Here is an 11,741-nt window from a genome sequence, read left to right on the forward strand (position 1 = left end):
ATAAGCTGAATATCATAGGTTGGACTAGGATCAGGTTTATTATTTGAGATGTCCAAGAAAGTTAAAAATAAAAGTATGCTTGGTATGATAACTGATCCGACAATTCCAATACTGCGGTATCCTGGTACAGTACGACAGTAAATATATGAGACTATAACCGAACATAAACCTACAAAATTTACGACTCCCCAAACACCTAAGATAAATAAAAAAATTATGCCCATAAACAATAAAAGCTTAAAATTTTACTTTTTTAATAACTTAATAACTAAATTCACCTTGAAATATATTGTTTATTCATATTCTGTAACAAGTTCACGATTCATGTTTAATTACATCAATAAATTGAGATATGTTTACTATATTTTACTCACCATAATAATTGTTGTAATCAAGTAATTTCCCTGAAAAATTCATAAATTAAATATTTTAGTCAGTATTTTTATTGAAATAGGTATTATCTTATTGGTAAAAGCCTAGCTTATACTTTTCCCTTTACTTTTGTATTGTACTAATTTCTATATTTTGCGTCAGGTCTAACTGACAAGCCAAGCGAGCATTTGCAATGTTGGGTGCTAATGTATCTAACATTTCCTGTTCATCAGGTTGAGGAGGAGGAACATCACCAATCACCTCAACCAAACAAGTTCCACAAATACCAGTCCGACAACCAAACAAAACAGGTGAATTCTGAATAGTCAAATGCTCAGATAAATTATCATGACATTCTAGAATGATAGGCTCATAATCACTTCCCGGAAAAGAAACAGTACACAAATTAGACATAGTATATTAAACCAAACTCTTGCGCTCTTCTTCGCGCCTACTCTTCGAGATCGCGAAGCGCGATTGCGCCTTTGCGCGAAACAAAAATAAATCCTCCATCTCCTCACGAAAATACCCCTCAAACCTACTAAACTCCCTCTTCTGCATCGCCAAACACCGAGAAATAGAATTACCCCCCATCAAAGACATCTCCCGATTACGCCGCCAAAGATAACCCAACTTTTCCACATAAACCTTATAAGACTCCATCGCCTCCTGATGAGTTGAAAAACTCCGATTTAACCCTTCCGACTCCTCCGTAAAACAGCGACGCATCATTTCCTTAGCCTCAGCATCACCCATATCAAAAATAGGCGATCGCAACACATAATAAATTTTGTTATATAACGCCGGATCATACCAAAAAATCCCATTCATTGCCGCCGAGAAATGAAAGTGATCACGCTGACATCCCAACACTCCCAAATTCGCCACCAACCTCTCAAATGCAGTTGGCGCAGGTAGAAAGTTAATCACATCATGAGAAATAATCGTAGAACTATTGAAGTGAAAACTTTCATCTAAAAAGTGATAATAAGATATCTTCGCCGGAATTGGTGCAACCTCTGGCTGTGGATGTTTTTGATAGTAATTACTGAGTTTGTGCTGGACTAATTTACCATTTAGTGTCCGCACTCCCCTAACTGTAAAATACTGACAAGCTAAAAAAGTATTATTCGCAGATATCAAGCCAAAATATTGCAATTGAATTTTTTTCCACCAAGTTTTTAGGGCGTTAGTATCAGCATAAACCATTGTTTCTGTAAAGGGGCCGCGCATAGGGTAGGTGAAAATGAGCTTACCAAATAAAGCTTGCTCAACTTGTTTGGCGATGGTGCGAAAGGCGTTAATATGCGCTCTTTCTTGGGAGGATTCTAAGTCTAAGGTATCGCAGATTAAGCGGAAGTCTTCTTGAGCATACAGTCCGACTGCACTGGTTTGATTGAAATAGATGGTTGCAATCTCGGCGGAAACTATTTGTGAGTAATAAGCTACCCAGTAAAGATGGTTGAGAATTATCTTTTGGCTTGGGGTGGATTGTTCCCAGAGGGATGTACCGTAAAGTAGGGAAAATTCTTCGGGATTCCAGTATTCGTTTTTACAGTCTTCGTAGTGGAATTTGGCGGCTGTTTCGTCCATAACCGCCGTGTGATCCTGCTGTTTGTTGCGGGTATGGTTGATTTGGAGTTTGCGTTGGGTGGTTGGGTTCATAGAGGTTTCGCGCAAAGGCGCAGAGGCGCAGAGAGGATTTATACCAAATTGAGATAAGTGTCTTTTTTCTGACTGTGAGAATATTTTATAAATCAAGGTCTTGAATCCAAAATCCAAAATCCAAAATTGTTATTAGACGCATTGGTGAGGGGGGAGGGGTGTGAATGATCCTTGTGTTTCTAATGTTTGAACTATGACATCTGCGGTGGTTTTTTGCATGAGCGATCGCAATATTTGTAATCTGGTATTACTGTGGGTTTGAGTGTCTACTTGTTCGAGGATGTGGATTTTTTGCGATCGCGAGAGATGTCCTTTGATTTGTGCGATCGCTGATAATATGCTTTGTGGGCCGATTTGTACCATGAGGAGAAATTTGGTTAAGATTTCGAGAATGGTTGTTTGACTGTGGGTTGTTAGGGGTGTTTGACTAAATAATGTTGAGCCTGTACTGTGATGACGGGATTCAGCGTCTAGAAAACTGGTGAATAGTTCTGCTAAGGCTGGATGCTGACATGATTTGGCTAGGCGGCGATAATGGCTTAAACCCCATCCTTCTAAGACAACCTGAAGCACAAATAATAATACTGTTTTGTCTGCACTTTCTACGACTTCTGCTAGTAGCTGCAAAAATGGGTTTTGGTAGTGATTCTGTTGATTTTCTGGTAAAAAATGGCTAATTTGCTTTAAATGGGTGGCTTCATCGGCGGTAAACATGGCGTAAAGCATTCGCTCTTCTACTGTTTCTGCTAACATGACCATCTTAGCCATGTAACCAACGCCTGCTTTCTCAATAAAATAGGATTCTGTCAATAAGCCTTGATTGAGAATTTGAAGTATCGCTAACTGTTCGCTCTCACTGGCTTGTTGAAAAATCTGGACTTGATGTAGATTGAAAAATTCCCTATCCCAATAATTGTCTTGAGGATGTGCAGAATTTTCGCTTTGATTTGGTAATGTTGCTGTGAGTATGCGCCGCAAGCGATTATCTGAGTCTATATGTGGTAAGTCAAGTCCGGCAACTTGATATTTTAAAGTTGTATTAATCATGCTAGTGCATTGAAAAGTTAGTTTAATAATGTCTGTCTAGAACTCCATCCCCTGCAAAAATAGGGGTGTTTTGCTCCCCATTCCCTTGTAGGGAATGGGGTTGGGGGGTTAGGTTTTGATGACTAAATCGCTGTTCTTGTGTCTCTGTTGCAGAAACAGTTTCCCAAGTTCCCCAAGTTAAGGCTTGCTGACGATTAACGTGCTGGATAAATTGCAAAATTGCGTGATCAGCTTTGGTGGGAGTCTTCAAATCAAAGTTAATTGTCTGAAATACCTGTGTGTCGCCTTTAGCGAAGTAATTACCAACCTGTTGAGTTAACCACAATAACCCGCGATTGATCACCCATCCTAAAAGTCCCCGTCGTTTGGGTGTAACTAAGATGGTTTGTCCTTCGGTTTTGCCACCTTCAATCATTCGCAGTGAAAATATGATGTAAAAGTGCAGAAAATCCGGCCCTAGTGTGACTGTACCAGTGCTGCCATACCAATAACACATACTATAAGTAACTTGATTGCGGTATAGGGGACGAATCAGGCGAATCAACCAGGAATCATCACCGCCTCGTGTGGTATTGCTGAAGGTAATAGCATTGGCGTTGAGGGCTTGGCAGTCAAATACAATCTCTAAAGGTAGGTTGTGGACTGTGTTAAAGTGATGAGCATCGATCGCATTAATCAGTAATACATTAGGATGACAGTTTTTCTCAAACCGAGTCCCCAACAGATAATCACACTCTACCTCTTCCAATTCTGGGACAAAGGGTAGCGCAGTCGGTTGTTCTTCTCCTACCCACACCCAAATCAAACCGTACTTTTCTGTAGTCTGCCAAGTTTTGATACAAACTGGTAAGGGTTTTTCCTGAGAAGGAACATCTACACAAATTCCGCGATCGCTATACTTCCAATTATGGAAAAAACAGCGAATCCCATCACCCTCTACCCTACCCTCTGCTAAATGCGCCCCCATATGTGGACAATAAGCATCTACCGCTACAACTTGACCACTAACTCCGCGATAAATTGCCAAGTCTTTCCCCAGTAGTGTAACAGCTTTTACCTTGCCAACTTTTAATTGTCTAGATGGCAATGTCCAATACCATCCGGCTATAAATTGGGTAGGGTTGTTAAAATTTGCGTGTTGGTTGGTGGAAGACATAAGGGATTGGGGACAAGGTAGACAAGGTAGACAAGGTAGAATTTATTTCTGCATTAGCACTCACCACTCATTACTCATCACTCAGCACTCAGCACTCACAACTCCCTTATCTTGAAAAAATTCTAACAACGATTCTGACTGCCACATTCTTTGTCCAGCGTGGGTGAGATTTTCATAGCAGATTTCAGTTAAACACACCAATTCATCGCCTAGAGAATAACCTGGGTTTTTTTCTGTAAAAAATTTGATATGGGGGTTCGTTTGTCTTCCTGTGGGGATTTCTATTAAACCCTCGCGTAGAATTTGCGGATGGGGGAAGCGAACAATACCTGTTGCTCTTTGATAGGAATCACCGTAGTATTCTGTTGCTAGATGTGCAATTAGATTTGTTACATCTGGGGGTGTGGCTACATTGTAGCGGGGATAGAATTCTTGCCAAAAAGTGGGGAGAAAGCGGTAGGTGCGAAAACCGGAGGAAATCAACAGCCAGTAAAGTTTATTGTTGCCATAATATTGACGCAGATAATTCACGGCAGCAATCCATGTACGTGGTAGGGTGGTACTCGACCAAGCACTAGGATCAACAATTGTATCGCCGGAATAGACTACACTAATCCGTTCTCCAGCAAAATTAGTCTGACGCAACATCAGGGTAGAAAAGCCTTTGAGAGTATTGGTAATTTCTTCTCTCAACAACAACACCCAGTTTTTCTGTTGTAAATCAGCCTGGAATCCTTCCCAAGTGACACCTTGAAAGTGATTATTTAACAACGCATACATGGCGATGCGATCGCCTGGTTGTAGTTTTTCCACAGGGACTAGCCAACTTTTCATTATGTTGCAATTACCTAAACTTGTTTTAATAGGATGCTTATAATTAACACGTTATCTAGCCAAATGGTAAAATTACGGTGTGATGTGACAGATATGAGAATGGATACCTAAAAAACTCTATTCTGTTCACAAATTACATACAAAAATTAACTTTTTTTAATTTAATTTTGAATTTTGAATTTTGAATTTTGAATTCGGAGCGCAGCGACGTGACCATCGAGACGGTTCTAGCTGATTTACATACTCCATATACTTAGCCAATGGCTGGTCAATACTCAGCAGTAACTTAGGCGAAAATTGAATATTATCGTAAATTTTGCCGTCTTCATCTCTGAGCATATAGTAAGCCAAGCGAGTGCAAAATAATAAGAAATTACTGATGATATATCCCCAAATTCCTTGACGTTTTGCTGTTACATAAATCGGTTGAATGCGCGTTTTTCCTGGTGCTATGGGAGTGTAAGCATATATCATATGCAATGGGGGAAAAACTTTAACATTTTTCATCATTGTTAATAAACCGATACAACCATGAGCATAGCGCATGGAATATTCATAGGTAGCACCTAAAAATCTTTTACCTAAGCGTTCTCGCCAAGTAGATTGAGGAAAATTTCCCTGCATTGTAAAGTCAATTTGTGTCCCTAATTGGTTACGATGTAGGGACAAATCCATTTTGATATCTAAACGATGAATTGTTTTTAAATGTTGCGCGTCAATGCCATTCATCATACAGATATGATGATGGCAACTTCTTTCAAATGGGGTATCAGCTTTAGTAATAATTTCTTTACGCAACAATTCATCAAAATCAGCTACATCTTCCGGTGCTTCCGCATCAGGATAAATCCAAATAAAGCCATATTTTTCAGATGTTGCATAAGCTTGGACTTTAGCTTTAGCCGGAATCTCTATTTGACAAGGAATATTTTGACAGATTCCTGTTTCATCAAAAGCCCAATGATGAAACGCACAGCGAATCAAATTCCCATCAACGTGTCCAATACCCAAATCTGTTCCCAGATGTGGACAGTAAGCGTCTAAAGCCCGGACTTGTCCATCTACACCCCGAAAAATCACAATTTTCTGTCCACAAATTTCTAGAGATTTAGCTGTAGTTGGCGGTAATTCTCGACTATGACAGGCGATATACCAACCCTTTGCTACAATATTCCAGTTATTAAAGATTTGCATAATTGGTAGATTGATAATTATTTAATATTTCTTGTCTTTGGTGAATATCATCTTGATATTTCCCCATCAAAACCCTGATGAGCATTTTACCTAAACAGTAAGAAGCCCGCCAAGAAAAGATAGCATCTTGTAAATCAATATGGCTACGCTCAAATAAAAAATGTCCCATTAAGCCAATTAACTGCGTTAATGGTAAGCCCAATAGTAACCAGAAATTATGTAGTTTCCAAACACAAAAGAGCAAGCTATAAAAAAATAGTATGCCAACAATATGCAGGGCAATATTAATAGGATGTTGATGTTTAAGCACAAAAATATCCCAATAATCTGTAAAGGGATGATCCAGAGTTTGATTGTTAATCCGATTTCTCAACTTTGGTCTAGAATCAGAACTAGTGTTATTCATAGGATGATAATTGAAAATATATTTATCCCCATACGCTTTATAAATCTGATAGTTCAGCAAAAACGGTTTCTCTCCAAAAGTTCATGCAATTTTCCCTTGTGGCTGGTTTACCCATGAGCTTACGCCAAGCACCACGCGCAGCACCACTGGGATGAGGAAATACAAGATGTTTGTGTTGTAATTTTATACGGCTAACGCCTATCATTGCTTCTCGCCCCCAGGTAATTACCGCTATTGGCTTGAAAATGTCTAACTCCGCCTTCAGCACTTGAATGAAACGAGTATAATCTTGTTTTGTCAGAGGAAGACGGCGATCGCAATCTTCCTTACTGACAAATACTTTACAAATATCGGTGAGGTAGACTCTGTATCCTTCATCTAGTAAGACTTGGATCAACTCAAAATAGAACTTTGTATTACGCAACTTTTTACGGCAATTCTTTAAGTGTAAAGCGTAGGGGGTGGCAATAGAAATTTCCTCTACTCTTTTATTACTTTTTCGTAAAGGATCTTGTCCAATGATAGCCACTGTTTTCTTGTTTAAAATATTGTTGTCTTTTTCCAGGATGCTGGGAATATCTACCACAATAACTAAAGCTTCTTTGTAGCGGTTTTGAAAACTTGCATTGTGAGAGTGAAAGATATTCCTGGGAAGAGTATGTTCGGGATAACCCTCCAATTCAAATTCTTGCTGCATCACCTCATAGAGAGATTGTAGTTTGCATTGGGAAATATCAAAAACTGTAGATAACTCTTGACGCAAAGCTGCAAATTCTTGGGCTTGAAACTGGGAAAATAAGTAATCTGACATAAATGTAGTAACTATATCAACACACCATTAATATAGTTCCCACATTTTTTCAGTAGATTGAGATAAAAATATAGACATTGATCTGCGGATAAAAACCAATGCCGCTAAAAACAGACTAACCAGAATGAGACACAGAATAAGACATCTTACCCGCATTCCAGGATAATCGCTAACTATCTTCTCTTTCCCTCAAATTACAATGTTGTAAGATAAATAAAAGCTAAAACATAACTCTGTACTTATGAGTCTCCATCCCCTCTTGAAAGTTGACATTTCTGAACTTAGCGTTGCAGAACGTATTCAACTTGCTGAAGATTTATGGGACAGTATCTTAAAAAAGCAAGAAGAACTACCGTTAACTGAAGCACAACAACAAGAACTAGATCGACGCTTAGAGAATTACCATAGAAACCCCAAAAACGGTTCTAGTTGGGAAGATGTTAAAAAAACGTTAAGGCTTTTTCCAATAATCTTCACAATAATTTTTAATATTGCTTGAAATAATTTAAGCATACAGCAACTGATTCCTAATCTCATCAGCCGTTAACGCATTGACTAAAATCCCAATACGCTGTGCGACTTCATAAGCACTTTTCTGAGGAACAATGATAATTCCAAAATGTTGTTTGCCTTCTGCCATATATTGGAGATGTAATCGCTCGAAATCAACTCGATTATGAGTTAATATACACCTGTCAATGGACGTTGCAAACTCCAGTTGTTCTCTATCGCTTTTTCCCAGAGTAGCTTGTTCAGGAACAGTGACAACATCTAAACCACGCGATTTTAAGAGTGTTGCAACCAACGCCGACATATCCTCGTCTGTGTATAGCGCAGCAAAAACTGTCACGATGTACTTAATGTTTTTCTTACAGATGGATGTACTAATTCATCAGGAACTTGGTTCTGCTCTATGTAATTATTAATCTCTGCCTGATTATCAAGATAGAAACTCAGTGCATCAAAAACTTGTGCCAGCGTTAAATGAGGTAAATGATTCAAAATCTCTTCTGGCATAATTCCCATTCGCCATAGTCCAACTATGGCACGAACAGATGTGCGTGTTCCTATAATAATTGGCTCTCCATTTAAAATTTCAGCGTTTCGAGTAACATAGCGTGAAATTGTTTCAGAAGCCATAGAAAAACTTATTTGCTAGAGCCAGTATTATCCCAGTGTAGCAGGAGGTGGAAGTAATCTGGTTCGACATATTACCTTTTATTAACACGGAGATAAAACAGTTCCGAATTTTTCACATCCCAAGCGATCGCTCACTTTCCCTTGATTAACCACCCGCACCCCATTAATATACACTGCGCTGACAATCTCATCTGAACCACGCTTCACCATCCGGGGTTCACCATCCAAAACCGGATCTAAAATTTCTACTTGGGGGCTAATGGGTTGATTTAAAGCATCGGGATTGAGTAAAACTACATCGGCTTTTGCACCCACTTTCAGGACTCCCGTATCTAGGCGAAACCATTGGGCGGGTTCTCCTGTAACACGATAAATCGCCGCCTCTGGTGACATAAATTTGGTAGTAATTGCTTGTTTAAGTAAAGACAACGCCCCATCGTAGTAACCCAAGTTACGAACGTGCGCGCCAGCATCCGTAAATCCTGGGAGAATGTAGGGATGCTGCATTAATGCTAAACGGGGCTGTAAGCGGTCATTTGCCCCTGTCCCTACCCAGCGTAAATCTGTGTCGTATTCCTGCAAGGCTTGGATAAAAAAATCTACCGGTTCTTGTTGGTGTTGACGAGCAATTTCCGCGAAACTTAAGCCTTCCCAACTGCTTTGGGGAGACTGTACAATGGTGATCAAATTTAAATCACGATGAAATGATCTATGTTTTCCCCTCAGCCATTCTTGGCGGAATTGGCGACGAAAAGCAGGAGATTGCCAAAGTTTTTGCCTTTCTTGGCGGGAATCACAGCTATTGAGTTGTGCGCCTGTAGGAAAGTCTTCAAATAACGGGGTGACAGAACCATCTGAGTAAATGGTGAAGGGTTCAGTTAGGGTTTGAAAACGCACATTCCCGCCCAGCAAATGATTCCAGATGTACAGAATCGGAGAAAATATTTTCCAGAGGTGACGATTATGGACAGCGTCTAAAGCTGAGAGAACAGTTAACCTCAGTGGACGCTTACCTATACCTACACCCATGCGGAGAATATCCACAAAAGAAGCGAGGCGTTGTAAATTGGGGGTAACTTGAAAAACGCGATCGCGCCTTCTACACAAATCCGCCAACATCGCATATTCTTTAAACTTGGCGTGTTGTGAAGGAATTGTCATCCCCCGCCATTCTCCACTCATACGATGCCAAGGAAACATATCAATAGAAATGCCGACAAAGCCAGCATCTAAAGCATCTGCGGCTATGCGTTGCATGACTTTTAACTCGAATTTGCTAGGCTGCACCTTTAAACTGCGTTCCAACCCCATAACTTCCGCACGTAAAGCACTATGTCCCAGCAAAGGTGCAATATTCACCCCCAAGGGTAACTGCTGCAAATGCTGCAAATATTCGGCGGGAGTTTGCCAAGACACCGACTTTTGCAGCCATTTAGCAATTAACCGATGGGAAAGCGTCTCCACCCTTTGAAAAATATCCGCCAGCATTTGCGGTTCACCAATGGCGATGGACAAACTACAATTACCAATCACAACGCTAGTCACACCATGACGCACTGATTCACTCAGCCCTGGTGCAATTTCTAACTCTAAATCATAGTGAGTATGAATATCAATAAATCCTGGTGTCACCCACAACCCAGCAGCGTCAACCACTTCCCTTGCTGGGATATTTAACGAAGGTGCAAGGTTGATAATCTGTCCATTTTTAATTCCGATATCTCCCCGTACAGGCGCAGATCCTAAACCATCAAAAATTAACCCATTTTGAATCAATAAATCTAACATGATAGTTTTTTCTGTCCGCTAATTCTTTCCCGAAGATACTTTAAAAGCTAAATCTTTGCAGTTACAACAAGCATTGAATTCTGTAACAAAAATTTTAGTTTTTGGGCATGGGGAATCGGGCATGGGGCATAGGGAAGAGATCACCAATGCCCTATGCCCTATGCCCCAAGCGACGGGCGAAACAACCTCTCCACCCACAAGGCTTCCGCCGTGAACGTGAGCGTTCGACTGAGCGCTCACGCCGAAGTACGAACGGGGATGGAGTTTCCCGTCGCTTTCAATGAAAGTGCGATCGCAATTCTACGAGATCAATTGCAAAAGCAACTCCAAACCGCAATTCCTGATTTAGTGGTGAATGGAGACTCTAAAATTCTAGATAATTCCTCATTTTTTATAAATTAAAAATACTGAACCAATAAAACCAGGATTTTCCACATAAACTTTATTATTATAGTAAAGCCCTGGTGACATACCACCATCAAATAAAATGCCTTCTTGAATTGTCCCCAAACAATTTTTACGGGCAATTCCCTCTAAAACATCATCAAATTTATCTGGTGTTAGCTCTTGATTAATTGATGATACTTCAATATTAGAATTCGCCTTGATATCATTAACTAATAAAATTACATAACCCTTAGTAGTAATAGCCGCCATAGACCGATTCGTTGCTTGTTTACAGGCTAACTCCCCTAAATCTTGGCAAATATCTTTAAATTTACCTTGACGATAAAATCTCCCATTACCGCCTACTAAGTTGTAATTCAGAATATTATTCGCTCGTCTACCTGCTTGAATTGTTGCTTGTCTTTGTTGAGGTTTACCTCCAGAAATCCCAAAGGAAGAACGTCTATTTTTAAAATCCCCTGCATACTCAATCCCACGGGAAATATTTAACCCTTGAGGTTTATTTTCTGTATCTATATAATCGGCGTTAATTGCTGCTATGGGTTTTTTACCGTTAAGTAGAGAGTTATTATCAGTAATAATTTCACGAAATTGTTTTGGTATGTATTCTCTCCTAATTCTGCCTCTACTGTCTTTAGCATAAATTGCATGAGCTAAACCCACATTGACTTTAAAATCTAGTGCCTCAGATTTAGGATTAAAAATAATCACATGATTAATACCTTTAGCAAATTTCTCACCACGATTATTAGTCTTGAAAAATTCAATACTAAATTGAGGATTTTCCCCAAGACAAGCTTTTACTGGCCTTGCGGCTGAACTAGTATCAAACCTGCTACAACTTGATAATAAACTACCAACAATAGCAACTATAGATAAAGTAATTATCTTTGGAATAGACATACAAAATAAAAACCCAC

General features: G+C 39.6%; 14 protein-coding genes. 2 read left to right on the forward strand and 12 right to left on the reverse strand.

Annotated elements, in window-relative coordinates; translation table 11 throughout:
• Positions 1-495: 495 nt before the first annotated feature.
• The 8 genes from ACQFX9_RS21940 to ACQFX9_RS21975 form a co-directional block, all read right to left on the reverse strand.
• The gene (locus ACQFX9_RS21940; protein WP_427158475.1) at positions 496-786 is read right to left on the reverse strand and encodes a 2Fe-2S iron-sulfur cluster-binding protein; all 291 of its coding nucleotides are present in this window, start codon (positions 784-786) and stop codon (positions 496-498) included.
• A 6-nt stretch (positions 787-792) separates the two neighbouring features.
• Complete coding sequence (locus ACQFX9_RS21945) at positions 793-2,037, reverse strand: P-aminobenzoate N-oxygenase AurF (protein WP_427158477.1); 1,245 nt, start codon at positions 2,035-2,037, stop codon at positions 793-795.
• Positions 2,038-2,169: 132 nt separating this feature from the next.
• Positions 2,170-3,084 carry a ferritin-like domain-containing protein gene (locus ACQFX9_RS21950; RefSeq protein WP_427158478.1) on the reverse strand — a complete coding sequence of 305 codons (915 nt, stop codon included), beginning with the start codon at positions 3,082-3,084 and terminating at the stop codon, positions 2,170-2,172.
• Between the two features lie 22 nt (positions 3,085-3,106).
• Positions 3,107-4,240 carry a Rieske 2Fe-2S domain-containing protein gene (locus tag ACQFX9_RS21955; RefSeq protein WP_427158479.1) on the reverse strand — a complete coding sequence of 378 codons (1,134 nt, stop codon included), beginning with the start codon at positions 4,238-4,240 and terminating at the stop codon, positions 3,107-3,109.
• Between the two features lie 81 nt (positions 4,241-4,321).
• Positions 4,322-5,074, reverse strand: coding sequence for a hypothetical protein (locus tag ACQFX9_RS21960; protein WP_427158480.1), 753 nt, complete (start codon positions 5,072-5,074; stop codon positions 4,322-4,324).
• A 156-nt stretch (positions 5,075-5,230) separates the two neighbouring features.
• Complete coding sequence (locus ACQFX9_RS21965) at positions 5,231-6,268, reverse strand: Rieske 2Fe-2S domain-containing protein (protein ID WP_427158481.1); 1,038 nt, start codon at positions 6,266-6,268, stop codon at positions 5,231-5,233.
• Entirely contained in the window at positions 6,255-6,674 is a 420-nt protein-coding gene (locus tag ACQFX9_RS21970; RefSeq protein WP_427158482.1) for an Mpo1-like protein, read from the reverse strand. Before ACQFX9_RS21970 ends, ACQFX9_RS21965 begins: the two co-directional genes overlap by 14 nt.
• A gap of 37 nt (positions 6,675-6,711) precedes the next feature.
• Positions 6,712-7,485 (reverse strand): uracil-DNA glycosylase family protein, encoded by a 774-nt coding sequence (locus ACQFX9_RS21975; RefSeq protein WP_427158483.1) that lies wholly within the window; start codon positions 7,483-7,485, stop codon positions 6,712-6,714.
• A gap of 241 nt (positions 7,486-7,726) precedes the next feature.
• Here ACQFX9_RS21975 and ACQFX9_RS21980 point away from each other — a divergent pair, with 241 nt between their 5' ends.
• Positions 7,727-7,984, forward strand: a complete 258-nt coding sequence (locus ACQFX9_RS21980) for an addiction module protein (protein ID WP_427158485.1) — start codon at positions 7,727-7,729, stop codon at positions 7,982-7,984.
• Between the two features lie 6 nt (positions 7,985-7,990).
• Here the strand turns inward: ACQFX9_RS21980 and ACQFX9_RS21985 are convergent, their stop codons facing one another.
• From ACQFX9_RS21985 to ACQFX9_RS21995, 3 genes are all read right to left on the reverse strand, one after another.
• Positions 7,991-8,335 carry a DUF5615 family PIN-like protein gene (locus tag ACQFX9_RS21985; protein ID WP_427158486.1) on the reverse strand — a complete coding sequence of 115 codons (345 nt, stop codon included), beginning with the start codon at positions 8,333-8,335 and terminating at the stop codon, positions 7,991-7,993.
• On the reverse strand, positions 8,332-8,625 hold the full coding sequence (locus ACQFX9_RS21990) for a DUF433 domain-containing protein (RefSeq protein WP_427158487.1): 294 nt from the start codon (positions 8,623-8,625) through the stop codon (positions 8,332-8,334). The genes ACQFX9_RS21985 and ACQFX9_RS21990 overlap by 4 nt, the downstream gene beginning before the upstream one ends.
• An 81-nt stretch (positions 8,626-8,706) precedes the next feature.
• Positions 8,707-10,413: an N-acyl-D-amino-acid deacylase family protein gene (locus tag ACQFX9_RS21995; RefSeq protein ID WP_427158488.1), complete on the reverse strand. Its 1,707-nt coding sequence runs from the start codon at positions 10,411-10,413 to the stop codon at positions 8,707-8,709.
• Positions 10,414-10,566: 153 nt separating this feature from the next.
• On the opposite strand from ACQFX9_RS21995, the gene ACQFX9_RS22000 reads away from it, so the two are divergent.
• Positions 10,567-10,815 (forward strand): hypothetical protein, encoded by a 249-nt coding sequence (locus tag ACQFX9_RS22000; protein ID WP_427158489.1) that lies wholly within the window; start codon positions 10,567-10,569, stop codon positions 10,813-10,815.
• On the opposite strand, the gene ACQFX9_RS22005 is transcribed toward ACQFX9_RS22000, so the two are convergent.
• On the reverse strand, positions 10,798-11,724 hold the full coding sequence (locus tag ACQFX9_RS22005; protein ID WP_427158490.1) for a phosphodiester glycosidase family protein: 927 nt from the start codon (positions 11,722-11,724) through the stop codon (positions 10,798-10,800). The two genes, ACQFX9_RS22000 and ACQFX9_RS22005, sit on opposite strands and share 18 nt — an antisense overlap.
• Positions 11,725-11,741 lie beyond the last annotated feature (17 nt).

The sequence above is a fragment of the Aliinostoc sp. HNIBRCY26 genome (assembly GCF_050235535.1).
GTDB lineage: Bacteria > Cyanobacteriota > Cyanobacteriia > Cyanobacteriales > Nostocaceae > Trichormus.